We start from the raw sequence: 20,736 nt of genomic DNA on the forward strand, positions 1-20,736 counted from the left end.
CACGTAATATTATGCCCATAACTAGATAATTTATTTTTTGGAAACAGGTTGTAATTGCTGTGGTGGATACTGCTTTAAAACCTGACGTAAATATTCCCCAGTGTAAGATTTAGGATTATTCGCAACTTCTTCTGGTGTTCCGGCTGCAATTACTTCTCCCCCTTTATCACCGCCATCTGGGCCTAAATCTATCACCCAATCGGCACAACGAATTACATCTAAATTGTGTTCAATTACTAAAATTGAATTACCTTTATCTACTAAACGTTGCACTACATCTAGTAATTTGTGGACATCATAAAAAGATAATCCTGTTGTTGGTTCATCGATTAAATAAAGTGTTTTACCTGTAGCGCGGCGTGATAATTCTGTGGCTAATTTTACACGTTGTGCTTCGCCACCAGATAAGGTGGTTGCTGGTTGACCTAGTTGAATATAACCTAAGCCAACATCAAGTAAAGTTTGTAAGCGATTTACAGCTTTGGGAATGTTTTGGAAGAAATCTAAACTTTCTTCAACGGTCATATTAAGAACGTCGGAAATGTTTTTATCTTTGTATTTCACTTGCAAAGTTTCGCGGTTATATCTCGCGCCTTTACAAATTTCACATTGTACGTAAACGTCGGGTAAAAAGTTCATTTCAATGACGTTTACACCTTGTCCGCTACATGCTTCGCAACGTCCGCCTTTAACGTTAAAAGAAAATTGTCCGGGTTTATAACCTCTGGCTTTGGCTTCTACTGTTTGGGAAAATACATCCCGAATCACATCAAAAACACCCGTATAAGTTGCGGGATTAGAACGAGGCGTTCTTCCGATTGGTGATTGATCTATGACTATGGCTTTATCAATAGAATTTAAGCCTTTGATTTCTTCTAATTCTTTAGGTAAGGGAACTCTCTTTGTTAAATGATGTTGTAATGCGGGGTAAAGTAATTCGTTAATTAATGTAGATTTTCCTGAACCAGAAACACCAGTAACAGCGACGAGTTTACCTAAAGGAATTTCAACATCGATATTTTTTAAATTATTCCGATGGGCATTTTTAATTATTAAGCTGCGTCCGTTTCCTTCGCGGCGTTCTGCTGGGGTATGAATTACCTTTCTTCCTGATAAATAAGCACCTGTTAATGAAGCTTCTGCTGTTAGCAAAGTTTGTAAATCACCTTGGGCGACAATATGACCGCCATGAATTCCTGCACCAGGGCCAATATCAACTATGTAGTTAGCTGCGCGAATGGTTTCTTCATCGTGTTCTACGACGATTAAAGTATTACCTAAATCGCGTAATTTGGTTAAAGTGTTGAGTAATCTGCTGTTATCTCTTTGATGTAAACCTATGCTTGGTTCGTCTAAAACGTAAAGAACTCCTGTTAAGCCGGAACCGATTTGTGTGGCGAGACGAATACGTTGAGCTTCGCCACCAGATAAGGTCATGGCGGGACGGTCGAGGGTGAGATAATCTAAGCCGACATCGAGTAAAAATTGCAATCTAGCTTTAATTTCTCGCAGGACTAAATCAGCAATTTGAAATTGGCGATCGCTCAATTTTAATTGTTCAATTCTCTGGCGACAATCACGAATGGAAACGCCAGTTAAATCTAATATTTGATATTGTCCTAAACGTACCGCTAAAGCTTCTGGTTTTAATCGCTTTCCGTGACAAACTTCGCAGGGCTGATCGATTAAATAATCTTCTAATTTTTGCTTAATTAACTCGGAACCACCTTCATATTGTCTTTGCAGAATAGGAACTACGCCTTTAAAATTCTGTTTCCGTTCGGCTGCGGTATTTGCTTCTTCTCCATACAAAATAATTTGTTGTTGTTCGGGAGTTAATTTACCCCACTGTACTTGTAATTCAAAACCGTGAGCTTGTCCTAAAGCATAAAGTAATTCTAAATAATAAGAATTATCTTTTTCTGACCAAGGGGCAATAGCGGCATAAACTGGCGCTTCAATATCTGGTACGATTAAATCAGGTGAAAATCGTTTTAAACTGCCTAATCCATGACAGTGAGGACAAGCGCCATAAGGTGAATTAAAGGAGAATAATCGCGGCGATAATTCTTCCATTACCGCCCCATGTTCAGGACATGCAAAATTTTCAGAAAATACTAATTCCTCTTCTGGGTCATTGGTGGTTTGTTCTTGAGCATGACCGATGACAATATTGGCGATTCCTCCTGATAGTTTAAGACAGGTAGAAAGTGAATCAACTAAACGTTCTTGAATACCATCTTTTTTAATTAAGCGGTCAATAACTACTTCAATTGTGTGAATAAAATTTTTGTCTAATTCAATGGAATCAGATAATTCTCTGACTTCGCCATCAACGCGCACCCGTACAAAACCCTGAGATGCCAAACTAGATAACAGTTTACGATGCGTACCTTTTTTACCTCTGACTACAGGGGCGAGAATTTGAAAGCGAGTGCGATCGCCTAAATCCATAATCCGATCTACCATTTCATCAATGGTTTGCGGCGAAATACAGCGATCGCATATCGGACAATGGGGTTCACCTGCGCGCCCAAACAACAAGCGCAAATAATCGTAAATTTCTGTTACCGTCCCGACTGTCGAACGGGGGTTATGGGAAGTAGACTTTTGATCGATGGAAATCGCCGGACTTAAGCCTTCAATCGCTTCGACATCAGGCTTATCCAATTGTCCCAAGAATTGTCTCGCATAGGCGCTGAGGGATTCTACATAACGGCGTTGTCCTTCAGCAAAAATGGTATCAAAGGCTAAAGAAGACTTACCCGAACCAGAAACGCCAGTAAACACGATTAAGCGATCGCGTGGTAATTCTAAATCAATATTTTTCAGATTATGCTGCCTAGCACCCCGAATCCGGATAGTATTCTGGTTGAGGTGGCTCTTGTGCGGAAGATGTCCATTTAAGGATTCGGCTAGCTTTTGATCTGACATATCGGCAAGCTGATTGTGAGGAAGGCGTGAAACAGTCCTTAATAATACTATCTTTACTGCGTCTATAATAGAACAATCGTACTGTTTTTCTTGGCAAATCCTGATTCAGCAATGCTGCATAAGCTCAGGATCTGCTAATTTGAAAGCATATTTACCAAAAATTCTCAAAGCCTCGAACAAGAACGCCAACGCGCTGAACAGGAACGCGAAAGTGCTGAACAAGAACGCCAACGCGCAGACAGATTAGCCGAACAGTTAAGAGCCTTGGGTATAGAACCAGAGGCTTAAGCTTTATGTGATGCGATCGCTTGATAAATTTGTCATTTAAACAAAAGAGCGATCGCGCAATTAAAATCAGGCAATAACGGTGACGTTAATTCATCATCCTGAAACAAAGTTGCGGCTAACTTTAAAATTCCTTGTTCTCTGCGATAGACTTCTATCTGCTGTTTGCGCCAATCCACAATCCAATATTCCCTGACACCCCGCGATGAATAAAGCTTTAGTTTAAGTTCTCTATCGCGTTTTTCATTCTCCATCCCCGCAGATAGCACCTCTACCACCAATTCTGGTGCAGCAGTCAAGTGTCCCGCTTCGTCTAACACAGTAGCTAGTTTATCGTTGCTAGCCCAAACAACATCAGGAATTACGCTATCATTGTCGTCAAAAATTATGCCTGGAGCTATCACAACTTCTCCCAAGCCACTAACTTGTGACCAGTTATCCAAAACCCCGCTAATTCTGACACAAGTTTTTTGATGTTTCCAGTGAGGCGCTCTCGTCACCAATAATTCCCCATCAATAATTTCGTAGCGATTTCCGTTATCTGGAAACAACTTCAAATCAGCGTTAGTCCAGCGCACTCTCTCACTTATCTGCTGGTTCATTAGAGATTTTTCTTGGGGTATTTTCCTATTTTAGCTTGGGCATAGGGCATAGGGCATGGGGCATGGGGGATTGATTTTTTGTCCCCCTTCCCTTCCCTTACCGCCTAAACTGTCGCCTTTTCTAAAATCAACTTAGAACGCTTCACCTGCTCAGGAATCGCCACAGGGTAATCGCCTGTAAAACAAGCAGAACAGAAACTATTGGTATCTTCTCTGGTTGCTTCTAGCATTCCTTCCCAGCTTAAATAAGCGAGGCTATCAACTTCCAATTGCTTGGCGATATCGGCTACTGATTTAGTCGCCGCAATTAACTGATCCTGGGTGTCGGTATCAATCCCATAAAAGCAAGGATGAGTGACTGGTGGCGAAGAAATTCGCATGTGTACTTCCACAGCACCAGCTTCGCGCAAAGTCTTGACTAATTTGCGGCTGGTGGTTCCTCTAACAATAGAATCATCCACAATCACCACTCGCTTACCTGCTAGCACATCTTTAAGCGGGTTGAGTTTCATCCGCAAACCAGATTCGCGCATGGTTTGAGTTGGTTGAATAAAGGTGCGTCCTACGTAACGATTTTTAATCAATCCTTCACCATAGGCGACACCAGAAGCTTGAGAAAAGCCAATAGCCGCAGGTATCCCCGAATCAGGAACGCCAAAGACTAAATCAGCCTCAACAGCCGATTCTGCTGCGAGTCTTCGTCCTAAACGCATCCGGTAACTGTACAAAGTTTCCTCATGCATCAGGCTATCCGGACGCGCAAAGTAAATCATTTCAAAGATACACAACTTGCGCTGGGATTGTTGCTGCCATTGAATAGAAGTTAAACCTTCTTCATTGATCCAAACTAACTCTCCTGGTAGGACATCCCGCAGATATTCTGCGCCAATGATATCTAAACCGCAAGTTTCCGAGGCTAAGACATAACGATCTGGTTCGCCTGCTAATACACCAATAACTAAGGGACGAATCCCATTAGGATCGCGTACTCCCATTACCCCATCAGGAGTCCCAATCACTAAACTAAAAGCACCTTGACAACGACGACAAGCTTGAATACAGCCATCTACCCAATTAGCACCTGCATTGACTTCTTCCGCGATCGCAAATGCAACCATTTCTGAGTCTGTTGTGGTTACTAGGTTGCATTGGCTTTGCAGCAATTCTTCCCGCAACTGCACTGTATTGACTAAATTACCATTATGTGCTAATGCTATTTTTCCTAAACGACTTTCGACTACAGCAGGTTGGGCGTTAACTTTGCGGCTAGAACCTGTAGTTGAGTAACGGGTGTGTCCCACAGCCAAGTTACCTGGTAACTCTTGCAGAACCGATTCATTAAAGACTTGAGACACCAACCCCATATCCTTATGGAGGTGGACTGTTGTACCTTCAAATGTGGCGATACCAGCTGATTCTTGACCCCGGTGTTGGAGTGCATACAATCCAAAGTAGGTTAATTTAGCAACATCTTCTCCTGGTGCGTAGATACCAAAAACACCACAAGCTTCTTCTGGCTTGTCGGGACGATCTTCTTGATTGATTTGGTTGCTTGATTGTTGGGGGTAGTCATCCATAGTGGAATCGTAGGGAATCATGCTAGCTTTGCTCCTGGTGGTGGTGTCAAGTCACTGGGATTAGGCGATATCAAAATTGGCAGTCTTAGAGATTTGAGAAATTTGAGAAAATTTGTATCAGTCTCTAAAATTCGCAATCCAAAATTGATGCGAGTGGAGAGCTAGAGTTTTCTTAACAAAACTTTAACTCTCCATTAAAACAGTACCGTAATTATGCTAATTGAGGTTAGTAATTCGGATAGGGGGGATTTTACGAATTAACTAGGGGTAGTTATTTGAACTGCTAACCGTCGAGCGATCGCATCAGAAAAGCGATCGCTCATATCGTTGATACTAGCGGTTATTAAGGTTTGGTTATCAGAGGTTAAGACCCCCAAACCCATCTCTGAATTAACCACAGTGCCTAGTTTTTGCCATTGTTGACCGAGATGTTCCTGTAAGTAGGATTCCCAAATTTCTTGTTGTTCTGAACTCACAGACACTAAAATTTGTCCCCCACCTTCGCCAAATAGCAAAGTATCTAACCTGATTGATTGATTAGCTGAGATATCTAGAGTAATTTGTGCGCCCAAATTAGCAGCAATGCAAGATTCAGCTAAAGCCACTACTAATCCACCCTCAGCACAATCATGGGCTGAACGTATCCAACCAGCACGAATCCCCTCACGGCAAACTTTTTGAATCCGGCGTTCCGACTCAAAATCCACCTTGGTGGGTTTACCAGCAATAGTTTTATGAATTGCGGCTAAATATTCGGAAGCGCCCAAATTCTCATCAGATGTAGGCAGCACACCTAAAAGATAAATCCCATCGCCAACACTTTGCCAAGCTTGACCGCAAATTTTGCTGATATCCGGGATTAATCCCACCATACCCACAACTGGGGTAGGATAAATCGGCTGGGGATTGCCTTGGGAATCCAGAGTTTCGTTATAAAGAGAAACATTTCCACCAGTGACAGGTGTAGCCAATTCCCGACAACCCTCAGCTAAACCGCGACAAGCTTCTGCTAATTGCCAATAACCAATAGGTTTTTCTGGACTGCCAAAATTTAAATTATCCGTCACCGCTAGCGGTTCAGCACCCACACAGCTAAGATTGCGTGCAGCTTCAGCCACCACCGCCTTAGCACCTTCATAAGGGTCAAGATAAACATAGCGCGGATTGCAATCTACTGTCGCCGCCACTGCTTTTTTGCCCCCTCCGTTTACGGGGGGGGTTGGGGGGGGTTCTAAAGGACGTAAGCGCACCACCGCCGCATCAGCACCACCAGGGAAAATCACCGTATTATTCTGTACTTGATGGTCATACTGACGATAAACCCAGCTTTTAGAAGCAATAGTAGGAGTATCCAGCAAAGTTAACAAAATATCACTCCAACTTTGCAGACTTCCATCAATTTCAATCCCCGCAGTATTGCAGGTAGGTAAAGAATCAGCCTTCCATTCCCAAGCTTGACGCGCATATTCGGGAGGTTCCGCCAACAATTCCCGATGATATAGGGGAGTATTTTCTGCCAAAGCATCCGCCGGAATTTCGGCGGCGATTCCCCCTTCAAACAGAATCCGTACAATCGGTTCTGCAATCACCGTACCCGCGACAACCGCCTGAAGTCCCCAACGGTGAAAAATATCAATTAACTCCTGTTCTCGTCCTTTATGGGCGACAAACAGCATTCTTTCTTGGGATTCCGAAAGCAGATATTCATAGGGAATCATCCCCAATTCCCGCACCGGAATTTTATCTAAATCGAGTTCAATCCCAACGCCGCCTTTAGCAGCCATTTCAGATGTCGAACAGCTAATACCCGCAGCACCCATATCTTGGGCGGCGACAACTGCACCTGTTTTAAACGCTTCTAAACAAGCTTCAATTAACGACTTTTCCAAAAATGGATCGCCAACTTGCACCGCCGGACGATCATCTATGGATTCATCACTTAATTCTGCACTAGCAAAACTTGCGCCGCCCATACCATCCCGTCCCGTGGTGGAACCGACATACAGCACGGGGTTACCAATCCCAGAAGCGCCAGATTTGACGATTTCTGGCGTTTCCATCAATCCCAACGCCATGACATTTACTAAGGGGTTTCCAGAATAGGCGGGGTCAAAGTACACTTCACCGCCAACAGTGGGAACTCCAACGCAATTGTGGGTGACGATACCGGAAGTAGTGACGAAAAGATGAGTATTATCTACTTCTACATCGTAGACATTGCATTCATCAACGTTTTTGGTTTCTATGCTGGTAATTTTGACAACTGCTAGGGTATTTGCAGGTTGTCGGAAACGAGGGAAAGAATATTTTGTTCCGTCATAGCGTGCCAAGGCAGTAGCTAATTCTGCCGTTCTTTCTTCAGAAAATACATTAGCTAAGGCTGTTAACCCAGCAAAGTTGTTAACTTCTAACTGCCATAATGGTAATCTTTTATGCTTGCGCCCTTCTATCTCTCCTGTTGATGCTGGTCGTTGATAAATGTAAGGAATTGCGCCTTGATTTTGAATTAGCATCAGAGTTTGCTCAAACAACTTGTGGCTAGTTGTCGCAAAGGAGATTTTGGCATGATTGCCATGAGTTTTTGTAGTTAAGGAACCATCGCCTCTGAGTAAACCTTTGAGGGCTTCACGTTGTAAATGACTTGGCCATGTGAACACAAAACTGGGAAAAGCTTTATTACTTGCACCAGAACCGCATTGCCAAACATTTTTCAAAATATGCCCCAACAGCCAAGAAGTAGCATAAACGGCAATTGTTGAAGTTCGTTTTTCCACACATGGGCGTAATCCCAAATGTTTTAAAGCGCTGACAACATCTTCAATATATTCACTTTCATGGAGAGCGAAAGTAAAAATAATTTTATAGGTGTTGCCATTTTGAGAAACACATCCTTCTGAGAGGTAATAGCCCAGTAAACGTGCAAAACTTTCATCAGGGGTGATAACCGCCCGCATATAATTGGCTTTGCCACGACGGAACAGGCGGACTTCGCTACGGGATATTTTGAGTAGGGATTCTAAGGCGAGAAAATATCCTAGAGGTAGCCTACCATCTTTCAAATACTGATGACGATTAACCGCAGAAGGTTCGAGTAATCGCAACGCGGTGCGAATTTCTGCTGTGGGTTGCCAAGTTCCAGGAAGTTCCACATACACATCTTTACCAGTGGCATCTTCTGGATTCAACGTAGATATTAAATCCAGTGGGGGAATTTCTTCGGCGCGATCGCTTTCTGGTAAAGCAGTCAGAATGGGGATTTCATCACCCACTTTTAGAGATTGAGCAGTACAGATATCCCATTGACCCTTGGACTGGACTAACATCGGATGATCTGGTGTCACCGTGAGAGTACGACCAAGATTTGTCTTGATAGTTACCAGGGTTTGAGTGCGTCTCTTGAAAATCCGCCGGACACGCTGCCAACAACTAGCGTGTGTATCAGGATCTAAGGAAAGAGTTTCAACTGCGATCGCATCATCTAATTCTAGAGTGGTAACATTTCCACTCAACCGCGATTCGACAAAGTTGCCAATCTTATCGAAATTGACGCCATTGCGATCGCGCCAAATAAATGTTTCATCACCAACTAAGCAATTACCATAGTGACTGATCCCAGCCACAACACCTTGGAACAACCTTTGAGTTTTCACATCTTCTAGGGAACCAAAGCGCAGAGAATTTAATAAAGCGATGGGACGCGCACCCATTGTAAAGATATCTCTGAGGATACCTCCGACTCCCGTCGCCGCACCTTGGAAAGGTTCAACTGCTGAGGGGTGGTTATGGGATTCAATCTTAAATGCAAGTTGCAATCCGTCGCCTAAATCTACAACACCAGCATTTTCACCAGGCCCAACCAAAATGCGGGGGCCTGTTGTAGGAAACTGTTTGAGTAAAGGGCGGGAGTTTTTATAACAACAATGCTCTGACCACATCACCCCAAACATGCCGAGTTCAGCTTTGTTAGGGTGTCGCCCTAACCGTCGGACAATTTCCTCGTATTCTTCTGGTTTCAAACCTTCGGCGGCGATTTCTTTGGGTGAAAAGGGAGCAGAGGATTTGGCGGTCATGGAAATAATGCACCAAAAGGACAGAGCATTATTCTATCGGTTTAAATGATGCAAATGCAGGTAACTGATCAATAAATTGCTCTTGGGTTAAACCGAGAAGTTCGCCAGTAGCGCAAAGACGCTGACCCATCTGTCCCTTACTCAATTATTCTTGTCAAAATTGAGCAGCATAACCCAGGTGGAAATTATTAGTCCTCCGGTAAGACAACAAAGAGTAAAAAAGTCAGCTATTTCCTGGTTTGTTGCTATGTAGAAAGGGTGGGTTTGGGAACACCAAGAGCAAGAACCAAATCCACCTGCTTCTGCTGCCCAATCGAGAACCGACTTAGAATAGTAGGCGGGAAAAGAGAATATGACGATTACCATCGCAATAATAGCAAGTTTGAGTTTTATCATTTATGTTCCATCCTTAAGAAACCGAAGTTTTCAGTTTAGGGAACTCCAAAAAATAAATTATGCCAAATTGTAGGGGCGGGGTTACCCCGCCCCTACAATTTGCGGGTTTGGTAAGTTAATGATTGGAATATTTTTTTTATTTGGAAGTTCCTTATAACCTGTCCTATTTTGTGGATATCTCGGCAGACACCCTTATTCAACTTTTTACTTACTCCCTCTGCCGCCTCAAGTAAAATAGATATAGCTCGAATTGACCTGACAAGCTCTCATCATGAAGTTACCAAATTTTGATCAGCAAACTATTGATCGCATCATTGAAATGGCATGGGAAGATAGAACGCCTTTTGATGTTATTGAAACTCAATTTGGGCTAAAAGAGAAACAGGTAATTATCTTAATGCGACAGCAAATGAAAGAATCCAGTTTCTGTATGTGGCGAAAGCGAGTTACCAAACGTAAGACTAAACATTTAAATAAGCGAGAGTTTATTGCAGGTAGATTTAAGTCACAAAATCAAAAATCATGAACATGAATGTATGATGGACAAAGTTAAAGGCAATGGTAAAATTAATTGCTGAAATATTTGGCAGTTATCAATAATTTCGATGCGATCGCTTTCTCATAACTAAACTCCCAAAAGTGCGATCGCGCTTTTGGGATATAAGTTACAGTGCTACATTATTGGTATCTTCAAGCCTCAGATCAAACCATGAATACCATTACAATCAACATTCCCGATGATCATTTGCTGAAGTTACAACAAAAAGCTACTCGTCTTGGTATATCAGTAGAAGAATTAGTGTTAATGGGTGTTGAAGAATTGCTCAATCAGCCAGAAACATCGTTTAAAGATGTTATGGATTATGTACTCAATAAAAATGCTGAACTTTACAAGCGGCTAGCATAATGCGATATCTGACTTTAACAGAAGTCCTAGAACTTTACGATCGCATCATCCAGCAGTCTGGTGGTTCAGCAGGTATTGCTAACCTTGGTAGCTTGGAATCAGCTTTAGCGCAGCCAACAATGACTTTTGGCGGAGAGGAACTTTATCCAACTATAATTGAAAAGGCTTCAGCGCTAGGTTTTTCACTCATCAAGAATCATCCTTTCATTGATGGTAATAAACGCATCGGTCACGCCGCAATGGAAGTTTTCTTAATTTTGAACGGTTTTGAGATTAAAGCCACAGTAGATGAACAAGAACAGGTAATTTTGCAAGTAGCATCTGGTGAGTTGAGGCGAGATGAATTTACTCAATGGCTTCGCCAGCATATCGCGCCTCTTACTTGATTTCACAGCACTTTCTCTCAAATATCCAAAAATAACAGGGTGCATCAGCACCCTTGATTTTTATGATTGTTTAACTGATTTAACCTTGTTTCCCGCTTGCTTTCTCCTGTTTAGGAATATCAAACCAGTACCTGCGATCGCAAATCCTGCTAAAGGTGAAGATTCAGGAACCGTAGCTAGGCGCTGAAAATTTATACGTGAACCAGCTAACAACTTACCACTGCTGTCAAAAATTTGGTCTAATGAGTTGATGCTGTTGGCTTGAATTGAAACATCAGATACTACCTTACCGCCGGTGATTGTCGGACAACCGTTTGGTGCATTATTTCCCACATAGCGATTTGGTTCATAGGTGAGATTGAGGCTACATACAGCAGTTGCGAGATTATCCTGGCTGATAATTCTTTGGGATGGAGGGCGATCGCAAATTCCACTCAAACTGCTGGAATTGATAAAGCTACGAATACCCAGCTTAATCGTACCACTGCCTAAGCCAAAAGAATAAAAGCGGACTCGATTAAATACAGCACTTTGCTGTTCTAAATAAACACTTTCTGTACCATCAGTCCCACCACCAGCTAATTGTACTGAACAATTCCGCATATTAATCAATGGTATTGCTGGATTGCTGGCTACATTTTGAGAATTATCAAATTTTCCCGTAAACCACTGGATTACTTGTTTAAGCTGGTTTGAAAGCGGTGGTACATTAGCAGCAAGACTCTGTTGGGGAAACACAAATCCAGCCAGTAAAAACGTCAAGGTGCAAGCCTTCAGTTGATTCATTATCTCTATTACCAGTTAATCTCTCTTCACCAATTCTGGATTAAATCAAGCAAATTTTAAAGGAATATGGATGATAAATCTACTGTTGAAATTTTTGAATATGAAATCAAAATACAACAAATGCTTAATACCATAACAATGTTGTGGTATTAAGCATCAATTGATTAGCCGCCAATATTATTTGCAATTGATACAAATAATATTTAGATATGACTTCCATATTTGCAGCATAATTTATTTCACACCAGTTGCTTGCAGATTCTGCAAAATTAAATCTGCTCTAGGTGGAAAGCCATCACCATATTCTACAGGAAACTGGGTAATAACATAGAAAACCTTACCGTTTTGCTGCCCAAGGTACAGACTGCCTACTATATCTTTACTGTAACTGAAAACAATCTTTTCTTTTGCCCAAGGATAAGCAACCTTTTGATTGCGGTTAACAACCCGCCATTTATTCGATGCAATTAAACCATTTTTACCATTCACAAAGTTTTTTAATTGATCTAGCGTTTTGACATCATTTAAAAAAGCAATGTGGACATAAGCATTCTCATTTCTGCTACCGCCAAAATTAGCAATAAACCTGACTCCTGTACCTTCACCAGAACTCAAACCTTCAGCGATAAATTCTTTATCGGGAAAGTAAGTGGTAAATAAATCGCTGTATTGGTCATACAGTTTGAGGGTAACAGGGACTTTTTCCCCTTCTACACTAATAGTGGCAGTTTTAGTGGCTGGTCGATTGTTGGTTGAGTTATAACTGGTTGGAACCCCAGTAGCTGTAGGTGTAGCACTAACATCTGAGGACGGTTGGCTATTGATTGGTGCTGCACAACCCAAAGATGATGTTAATAGGATTGCGCCAATCAGGATATTTTTAGCGTAAAGATGCATATTCCTGAATCTAAATCGATGTTTACATAATTTAAGACTGTGTGACTTAAATTACAGTTCCTATTGTCGCGATGTGCTTTTTCCTTGGAATCGCAAGCAATTGCTTAAATAGATACAGACGGGCTGTGACCATCTAGTGATAACAATCACAAGCACTCATGATTAAGATCGTCTCTCAACCAAGATCAAGCTGCAATACTTCCTTATAACTGAACTCTAGCCGAGTCATTAATAGGGAACACAATATTTGCCGACAGTCTTTATCAAAGACTGTCGGTTTTTTGTTGTTTTGTCAGTTGTCAGTTGTCAGTTGTCAGTTGACTGTTGACTGTTGACTGTTGACCGTTGACTGTTGACCGTTGACCATTGACCGTTGACCAACCATAAAATTTCCCCACAAATGGTTGATAACTTGACAGAGAACTTGCCACAGCCACAACCTGTTGTGGGGATAGTATGATCAAATTAGGAATGTTATCGAATTTGAGTACTGAGATTTAGCACTCACGCTCAGTAGATAAAAAATCTACTACTTGAAAGTGCGCACACTTTGTATCAAGACATTGCCTGAATAATGTAATCAAAGTATGGTGCTGCTTCTGCTGCATCTTCTGCACTAAGTAAGTCAAGGGAGGCTTTTTTGAGAGAAGCGATCGCTTCTACCATTCCAGGTACGGGAACGCCCAGAGAATTGTACATTTCCCGCACGCCAATCAAACCGATTTTTTCAATTGGCTCTTTGTCACCAGCAAGTACGCCATAGGTAATCAGGCGCAAATACCAGCCAAAGTCACGAATACACAGAGAACGCTGACGTTCGCCATAAGCGTTGCCACCAGGAGAAATAAAGTCAGGACGCTTCTGCCATAATTGTTTGGTTGCTTCCTGAACAATCTTTTTTTCGTTCTCAGCTAGAGTGCTAGCAATCCTGGTGCGTTTTACACCGGTTTGCATAAAAGCTTGGATGCTTTTTAGTTCACCACTGCTGGGATAACGCAGTTCGTCGTCGGCTTGGAGAATAACTTGGCTAATTACAGTCATGATTATTGCAATCACGCGAAATATTATTTGCTAGTTTAACGACTCTGAGGTACACAAGTGAAGGGCTAAAAGCCGGTATGTATTGAAATTACATGATTGGGCATGGGGCATGGGGCATGGGGCATGGGAGATGAGGACAAATGACAACTGATACTTGTACAGACAAGGGTTATCGCGTCTCTAACAACTGACTAATGACTAATGACTAACAAAATTTGGCAACAGGGTGAATTAATTGAAGTGACGATCGCGGATTTGAGCGACACTGGTGATGGTGTCGGCAGATATGACGATCGCGTAGTTTTTATTCCCGATACTGTACCAGGCGATCGCGCGATCGTGCGGTTGGTACATGTTAAACCGAAATATGCTCATGGTAAGTTGCAACAGTTATTGCAACCATCGCCCCACCGTCAACGACCTAGTTGCATTGTGGCTGATAAATGTGGCGGCTGCCAATGGCAACATATTAATTATGAGTTTCAATTAGCGGCCAAGCGCAATCAAGTTATTCAAGCCTTGGAACGCATTGGCGGTTTTAAACAACCACCTGTAGATCCCGTACTTGTCCCTAATTCTGATTTGGGATATCGCAACAAAGCTACATATCCCCTAGATAAATCAGCTACAGGGCAGGTACAAGCGGGTTACTACCAAAAAGCTAGCCATCATTTAATTAACTTAAATCAATGTCCCGTCCAAGATTCGCGATTAAATCCCATACTTGCTGAAGTTAAGCAGGATATTCAAAATCGAGGTTGGCAAATTTATCACGAACAACGTCACCAAGGACAAATTCGCCATCTCGGTTTACGTATTGGACGCCGCACCGGGGAAATCTTGTTAACTTTGGTAGTTAAAGATTGGAATTTACCAGGAATCGAAACTCAAGCCCAAGAATGGCTAAAACGCTACCCCAAATTGGTAGGAGTGTCCTTAAATCGCAACCCAGCTCGCACAAATGCGATTTTTGGACGGGAGACTCGCTGTATTGCGGGTATGCCATATTTGCGAGAAAAATTTGCTGATTTGGAATTCCAAATACTACCCGATACGTTTTTTCAGGTTTATACTGAAACAGCAGAGGCACTGTTGCAAGTAATTCAGTCAGAGCTGAATCTTCAAGGGTATGAGGTGTTGGTGGATGCCTACTGTGGAATTGGGACTTTAACTTTGCCCTTGGCGAAACAAGTCCGTCTAGCAACCGGGCTAGAAGTACAGCCAGAGGCGGTACAACAAGCAATTTTGAATGCGCAATGTAATGGAATTAATAATGTCAGCTTCCACACTGGAGCAGTAGAAAAATTGCTGCCACAGATGGAAAATGTCCCAGATGTGGTATTACTTGATCCGCCGCGCAAAGGATGCGATCGCATTGTCATCGAAACTTTACGGCAGGTGAAACCATCCCAAATTGTTTACGTCAGCTGTAAAGTATCTACCCTAGCTCGTGACTTGCAATTACTTTGTCAAGATGGACTTTATACGCTCAAACGAGTACAGCCAGCAGATTTTTTCCCCCAAACTGCGCATGTAGAAGCCGCTGCTTTTCTTGTGTTATCACATTAAAACAGGGGTACTACCACCTTGACAAAAAACTCAAATTTTAAATTTGTAGTCTATTGCATAGTAAAAATGCTAAAATTGAATTAAGCTAAAAATAAGTTTGAATTTCTTTAAAAAACTGACGTTGCATAGACTCTAAAAATTATGAAACAGATTGTTTCAATGGTGAATCGGCCCACAGACATAACGTAAAATGCTATTTATAAATCCCAGCATTTTTGAGTTAGTGACTGTATTTAGAGTTTTCTCTGAACCGATTTAAATATTTAGCAATCAGCATTTCATAAGTGGAGTCAATGCTCCCTAGCATTTTCAATATTTAGTTTTAAAGACGCAAGTTTGAAGGCAACATGACCACCTCAACTTTTATCAGGGTGCCTGATTAGCAAACTGATGTCTAGCTAACTGAAAGCTATGGGGTTTCTCTTGTGATTACCATCTCGCTCCGTCCAGTTGGACGTTATTGGGGCACTATTAGTTTTGCCTCAACCCTTTATCTGTGTCCAATCTTAGATCTACTCTTGGCAGAAATTCCCGAACAACTACAAGCAGAACTGCGGCTAGGGCTGCAAGAAGCCTTAGTCAACGCAGCCAAACATGGCAATAATCTCGATCCTGGTAAAACAGTTGTAGTTCGCTTTTCGTTAATAGATAATCAATATTGGTGGGTTATATCAGACCAAGGCAGAGGCTTTGCACCCGTTGCCGATGCTGATTGTGACATCGATCCAGTAGACTATCTGCCACCAGACGAAGCCGAAAGTGGTCGAGGCCTTTGCCTTCTCCATCAAATTTTCGATCAGGTAGAGTGGAACCGCAAAGGCACAGAATTGAGACTCTGCAAACAGCTAGAAACTCGACCTCGGCTATCTCTGCGGCGTTAAAGTTAGGGCATTGGGCATGGAAAATTGATATTTTTGCCCTATATATCTTGTCCTCCTTGTCTTCTTTGTCCTCTCAAATCAATCGGCTGACTTCTTCTCCCCATGACTCGGACAGGGGGGTGCGGAAATAGAACGATCTAACCAACCTGTGGCTTGTTCTAATCTAGCCAGTGCTTCTTGTGGCTGATCTTTTAAAAGAAAGACAATTGCGGCTGCGGCTTGTTCCCGTGCGCGAGAATTGCGGTTAGACTTGAGGCGATGCCAATCATTAGGGGAAATGCTTAACCTCTCCATGAGGGCTTGGGCTAGTTCCAAAGTGCTAAATTCATTCAGTTGACTGGTTTTGGGCAGCTGGGTAGGTTGAGACATGACTCTAAGTGCTGAGTACTAAATGCTGAGTGCTAAGTGCTGAGTAAATCGATAGTCTAAATTTAGGCTATTGACTATTGGCAGACTCACATTTAATCATAGTTTACTATTGCAAAATGAAGCCGCCTCAACAGTTTTCGCATTCTTCGCCAGAGGATAATTCCGACTCAGAATTTGTACAGGAATTGCAAGAAGTAGAGCGATCGCTTGTTTCCTTAAAAGAACGTTACAATCAAGTACAAAGCGACAAGGAACACAAAGCACAACTACAACAGCGTCGTCAAGACTTACAGCAATCTAAAAACCCCACCTCAGAAATCAAAGCCGAGTTACGGCAGATTAAACAGCAATTGGAAGTGCTAGAAATAAATCTAGAAAGCCAGTTATTTTCTTGGCGTACTTTCAAGAAACCTTTCTGGCAAGCCGTCCGCTTTGGGGGAATGGGCGTTATCATAGGCTGGATATTAAAGTCCTGGGTGAGATAAAACATTGGTCAATGGTCAATAGTCAATGGTCAATGGTCAATAATCCATTTTCTTCCTTGTCCCCCTTGTCCTCCTTGTCTCCCTTGAACCTATGGGAAATTTTGGATTTTCACTGGGGATAATTGTTAAGATTCTCTAATATCCGTATTCTTGACGTTGCTAAAAATAAGTTGTATAAGATGCTGAACCGACGCATTGCAGAAATATTACGTAGTGGTCAACCTGATGAGTCTCTCTTAGTTCAAGGCTGGGTGCGGACAAAACGCGAGTTGAAGGGATTTGCTTTTATTGAAATTAACGATGGTTCATCCTTAGCTAATTTACAAGTTGTGATTAACGAGGATGTCCCAGAATATGAAACTACTATCAAAAATTTAAATACAGGTGCGGCGGTAGAAGTCGCTGGGGTTTTAGTCGCTTCTCAAGGTAAAGGACAGCGAATTGAACTCAAAGCCGAGAAGCTGAAACTTTACGGAGAAGCTGATCCCGAAACATACCCACTGCAAAAGAAACGCCACTCCTTTGAATTTTTGCGTACTATTGGACATTTGCGATCGCGTACTAATTCCTTTGGTGCAGTTTTCCGCGTTCGTAACGCTTGTTCGGCTGCAATTCACCAATTTTTCCAAGAAAGAGGCTTTTTGTGGGTACACACACCCATCATCACCGCTAGCGATTGCGAAGGCGCAGGTGAACTTTTTAACGTCACCAGCTTGGATTTAAAAAATATTCCCCGCACAGACAACCAAGCAGTAGATTACAGCCAAGACTTTTTTGGTAAACCCACCTATTTAACCGTTAGCGGACAGTTAGAAGCCGAAGTTATGGCGATGGCGTTTGGTAACGTCTACACCTTTGGCCCCACCTTCCGCGCCGAAAATTCTAATACTTCCCGCCACCTAGCCGAATTTTGGATGGTTGAGCCAGAAATGGCTTTTTGCGATTTAGAAGGCGATATGGATTTAGCTGAGGCATTTCTCAAATATATATTTGAATATGTCTTAGCAAAATGCCCGGAAGATATGGAATTTTTCAATCAAAGAATTGATAATTCTGTGTTAGCAACGGCAGAAAATATTATTAATAATCAATTTGAACGCCTGACTTATACAGATGCCATCAAACTGTTAGAAAAAGCCGATGTGAAGTTTGATTATCCCGTGAGTTGGGGTTTAGATTTACAATCAGAACACGAACGCTATTTAGCCGAACAACTATTTAAAAAGCCTGTCATCGTCACCGATTACCCAGCACAAATCAAAGCTTTTTATATGCGCCTCAGCGATGATGAAAAAACCGTGCGAGCAATGGATATTCTCGCGCCAAAAATTGGTGAAATCATTGGCGGTTCCCAACGGGAAGAACGTTTAGATGTTCTCGAACGCCGCATTATAGCCCAAGGAATGAAACCAGAAGATTTGTGGTGGTATCTCGATTTACGGCGTTACGGTACAGTTCCCCATGCAGGTTTTGGCTTAGGTTTTGAAAGACTTGTGCAATTCATGACGGGAATGGGAAATATTCGGGATGTCATACCCTTCCCTCGTACCCCACAAAATGCTGAGTTTTAACTGACTCCAAACCACAAAGGCGTAAAGCAAGAGAATACAAAAACTCCCTCTTCTCTCTGCACGCCAGTTGCTACCCTCCGGGAAGCCACCCTTCGGGTGTCTACAAGTCGGCAAAGCCGCCCAACGCACTGGCTTGTCTTTGCGCCTCTGCGTGATACCATTTCACAAAAAATATGATGTGGATGTAGTGGACTGACACAACTAAAATAGTACATTAGATGTAGGTTGGGTTGAGGCTTTGCGAAACCCAACATGAATTTCAGCAACTCAACATAGATGCTGGTGTTGGGTTTCCTTACGTCAACCCAACCTACATTTTTTTGCAACATTTTAGCCTTGCCACGCCAGTAGGTTGAGTTGAGAAACTTAGACGCATCAGATAAATAAAAAATCACCCCTCAACAAAGTAGGGGTGATTAGTTCATTTTCATGGTGCAACACAATGAGGCGATGCTGACCTTGACTCAGAGATAAACAAGCGAGTGCTACCTATCGATAATAGTCATATCTCTCCATCATCTCAGCCAAGATGGGGCAAATTTACATCATCCATCAAGTCTGCCCTCACTCAAAGGCCGTGAATTCATGAAAACAGAGAGAATTATCAACTTGTGAGCCAGAAAATACTCATAATCCACAGGCAAAATCACCAATTTTACCCAAAAAATTGCAAGTGCGGGTGAAGATTCCGCATTTGTACTTCATCAAAATGGTAGAGTCGCCAGAATTAGGGAGCCGGGACTCGATTGTGAGTTATGAATTATGAAGTAGCAATTAGGAAATTTAATCTCATGCTTCACAATTCATAAGTTATCGGTCTGGGAATTAGATGCCAAAATTGTACGAATTGGGTTGAAATTTTGTCGCTAATTCATCTTGTGAGCAGAAGGATACCAAGGTAAACTATCAGCTATCAGCAGTCAAATATACAGTTAAAAACTGACGGCTGAATGCTGATAGCTATTTACGCCATTTGATTTTCAATCGCCCACCGCGCCAATTCAGTGCGGTTATGGAGATTGGTTTTGCCCAACATGTTGGACACATGGCTTTCAACGGTACGCTGACTAACATTTAATTCTTCAGCAATTTCGCGGTTAGCTAAACCCCTAGCCACAAACTGTACTACTTTCAGTTCAGTAGGAGTTAGCTGTACGTCGAAGGGAACCTGGATACGGGAACCATTTTCCCCTCCTTTTGCTTGGTGTTCTTTCCAACGGATAGTTTGCTTCAGGGAAGATTCTACTTGCGCTACGAGTTCTTCTGGTTCAAAGGGCTTGACCATATAAACGTCAGCACCTTTATTGAGACCTTTCACTCGGTCTGCGCTTTGTCCCTTAGCTGAAAGGAATAGAACGGGAATCCAGCTAGTACGTTCATTTTGCCGGACTTGTTCTACAAAAGTGTATCCGTCCATTTCCGGCATCATCACGTCGCAGATAATCATATCTGGAACATCATGCTCTAAAATTTCTAGAGCTTCTCTTCCGTTTTCGGCGGTGATGACTTCATATCCCCGGAATTCCAAGTAATCCTTCACCAGCAAGATGAGGTTAGGGTCATCATCAATCAGTAGAAGTCGTTTGTGATCTTTCATGCTGGGCTCTTTCATAGCAGTGGCACTTGTCGCGCTTCGGTCCATCAAGGTCTTGTATATTTATCCTCTATGGTGGATTATTTGAGATGTTGTCTTTCCCACTTAACTTGCCTAATGCAGGTCGGAAGTTTTACCAGTGAAAACCACTGTTTAGGAAACTACTAACTTATAGGCGTTAGTCCAGTAAGGATACGTAGAGCAGTAGTAATTATAATGCGTTATTATATATCGCTTTGAAAGTGGCGGGTGAAAAAATGCTGATTAAATAATAATCCTTCCGATTCACAAGATCAGTATTGGCTGAAGATGACCCTAGCTCAAAACCAACCACCGCTTCAGAGCGCTTACTACTTAATTACGAAATCCTTCGGATGTTAAGCCTT

The 20,736-nt window shown here is 42.3% G+C and carries 18 protein-coding genes; 7 read left to right on the plus strand and 11 right to left on the minus strand.

The genetic code is table 11. The features are described from left to right. Window positions 1–30: 30 nt before the first annotated feature. The 5 genes from uvrA to AACW45_RS05655 all read right to left on the minus strand — a co-directional run bounded on the left by uvrA (window position 31) and on the right by AACW45_RS05655 (window position 9,864). The gene (gene uvrA / locus AACW45_RS05635; RefSeq protein ID WP_190631931.1) at window positions 31–2,934 is read right to left on the minus strand and encodes an excinuclease ABC subunit UvrA; all 2,904 of its coding nucleotides are present in this window, start codon (window positions 2,932–2,934) and stop codon (window positions 31–33) included. 320 nt (window positions 2,935–3,254) lie between these two features. Continuing rightward, a complete protein-coding gene (locus tag AACW45_RS05640; protein ID WP_190631933.1) occupies window positions 3,255–3,821 on the minus strand; it encodes a Uma2 family endonuclease in 567 nt (188 codons plus the stop codon). 104 nt (window positions 3,822–3,925) lie between these two features. Further along, the gene (gene purF, locus AACW45_RS05645) at window positions 3,926–5,419 is read right to left on the minus strand and encodes an amidophosphoribosyltransferase (RefSeq protein ID WP_190631935.1); all 1,494 of its coding nucleotides are present in this window, start codon (window positions 5,417–5,419) and stop codon (window positions 3,926–3,928) included. Window positions 5,420–5,655: 236 nt separating this feature from the next. Then, complete coding sequence (gene purL, locus AACW45_RS05650; protein ID WP_190631937.1) at window positions 5,656–9,468, minus strand: phosphoribosylformylglycinamidine synthase subunit PurL; 3,813 nt, start codon at window positions 9,466–9,468, stop codon at window positions 5,656–5,658. A gap of 141 nt (window positions 9,469–9,609) precedes the next feature. Next, a complete protein-coding gene (locus AACW45_RS05655) occupies window positions 9,610–9,864 on the minus strand; it encodes a hypothetical protein (protein ID WP_190631939.1) in 255 nt (84 codons plus the stop codon). Between the two features lie 271 nt (window positions 9,865–10,135). Between AACW45_RS05655 and AACW45_RS05660 the strand changes: the two genes are divergently transcribed. From AACW45_RS05660 to AACW45_RS05670, 3 genes are all read left to right on the plus strand, one after another. Further along, window positions 10,136–10,390, plus strand: a complete 255-nt coding sequence (locus tag AACW45_RS05660) for a TIGR03643 family protein (RefSeq protein ID WP_190631942.1) — start codon at window positions 10,136–10,138, stop codon at window positions 10,388–10,390. Between the two features lie 183 nt (window positions 10,391–10,573). Beyond that, a complete protein-coding gene (locus AACW45_RS05665; protein ID WP_190631944.1) occupies window positions 10,574–10,771 on the plus strand; it encodes a DNA-binding protein in 198 nt (65 codons plus the stop codon). After that, window positions 10,771–11,157 (plus strand): type II toxin-antitoxin system death-on-curing family toxin, encoded by a 387-nt coding sequence (locus AACW45_RS05670; RefSeq protein WP_190631946.1) that lies wholly within the window; start codon window positions 10,771–10,773, stop codon window positions 11,155–11,157. Before AACW45_RS05665 ends, AACW45_RS05670 begins: the two co-directional genes overlap by 1 nt. 60 nt (window positions 11,158–11,217) lie before the next feature. On the opposite strand, the gene AACW45_RS05675 is transcribed toward AACW45_RS05670, so the two are convergent. The 4 genes from AACW45_RS05675 to apcD form a co-directional block, all read right to left on the minus strand. Continuing rightward, the gene (locus AACW45_RS05675) at window positions 11,218–11,943 is read right to left on the minus strand and encodes a chromophore lyase CpcT/CpeT (RefSeq protein WP_190631948.1); all 726 of its coding nucleotides are present in this window, start codon (window positions 11,941–11,943) and stop codon (window positions 11,218–11,220) included. Window positions 11,944–12,177: 234 nt separating this feature from the next. Then, the gene (locus AACW45_RS05680) at window positions 12,178–12,840 is read right to left on the minus strand and encodes a hypothetical protein (protein ID WP_190631950.1); all 663 of its coding nucleotides are present in this window, start codon (window positions 12,838–12,840) and stop codon (window positions 12,178–12,180) included. A gap of 299 nt (window positions 12,841–13,139) precedes the next feature. Further along, window positions 13,140–13,271 (minus strand): hypothetical protein, encoded by a 132-nt coding sequence (locus tag AACW45_RS05685; protein ID WP_339385074.1) that lies wholly within the window; start codon window positions 13,269–13,271, stop codon window positions 13,140–13,142. Window positions 13,272–13,395: 124 nt separating this feature from the next. Further along, complete coding sequence (gene apcD / locus AACW45_RS05690) at window positions 13,396–13,881, minus strand: allophycocyanin subunit alpha-B (protein WP_096644945.1); 486 nt, start codon at window positions 13,879–13,881, stop codon at window positions 13,396–13,398. A 201-nt stretch (window positions 13,882–14,082) separates the two neighbouring features. On the opposite strand from apcD, the gene rlmD reads away from it, so the two are divergent. After that, window positions 14,083–15,450 carry a 23S rRNA (uracil(1939)-C(5))-methyltransferase RlmD gene (gene rlmD, locus AACW45_RS05695; RefSeq protein WP_190631952.1) on the plus strand — a complete coding sequence of 456 codons (1,368 nt, stop codon included), beginning with the start codon at window positions 14,083–14,085 and terminating at the stop codon, window positions 15,448–15,450. Between the two features lie 425 nt (window positions 15,451–15,875). Beyond that, window positions 15,876–16,331, plus strand: coding sequence for an ATP-binding protein (locus tag AACW45_RS05700; protein ID WP_190631955.1), 456 nt, complete (start codon window positions 15,876–15,878; stop codon window positions 16,329–16,331). 78 nt (window positions 16,332–16,409) lie between these two features. Here AACW45_RS05700 and AACW45_RS05705 read toward each other — a convergent pair whose 3' ends face one another. Then, complete coding sequence (locus AACW45_RS05705; protein WP_190543639.1) at window positions 16,410–16,700, minus strand: DUF6439 family protein; 291 nt, start codon at window positions 16,698–16,700, stop codon at window positions 16,410–16,412. Window positions 16,701–16,816: 116 nt separating this feature from the next. On the opposite strand from AACW45_RS05705, the gene AACW45_RS05710 reads away from it, so the two are divergent. After that, on the plus strand, window positions 16,817–17,185 hold the full coding sequence (locus AACW45_RS05710) for a hypothetical protein (RefSeq protein WP_190631957.1): 369 nt from the start codon (window positions 16,817–16,819) through the stop codon (window positions 17,183–17,185). Window positions 17,186–17,364: 179 nt separating this feature from the next. Beyond that, window positions 17,365–18,756, plus strand: coding sequence for an asparagine--tRNA ligase (asnS, locus tag AACW45_RS05715; RefSeq protein WP_190631959.1), 1,392 nt, complete (start codon window positions 17,365–17,367; stop codon window positions 18,754–18,756). A gap of 964 nt (window positions 18,757–19,720) precedes the next feature. Here the strand turns inward: asnS and AACW45_RS05720 are convergent. Further along, window positions 19,721–20,398 (minus strand): response regulator transcription factor, encoded by a 678-nt coding sequence (locus AACW45_RS05720; protein ID WP_010997804.1) that lies wholly within the window; start codon window positions 20,396–20,398, stop codon window positions 19,721–19,723. Window positions 20,399–20,736: the final 338 nt, after the last annotated feature.

Source organism: Calothrix sp. FACHB-168 (assembly GCF_963889195.1).
In the GTDB taxonomy this organism is placed as follows: domain Bacteria; phylum Cyanobacteriota; class Cyanobacteriia; order Cyanobacteriales; family Nostocaceae; genus Aulosira; species Aulosira anomala_A.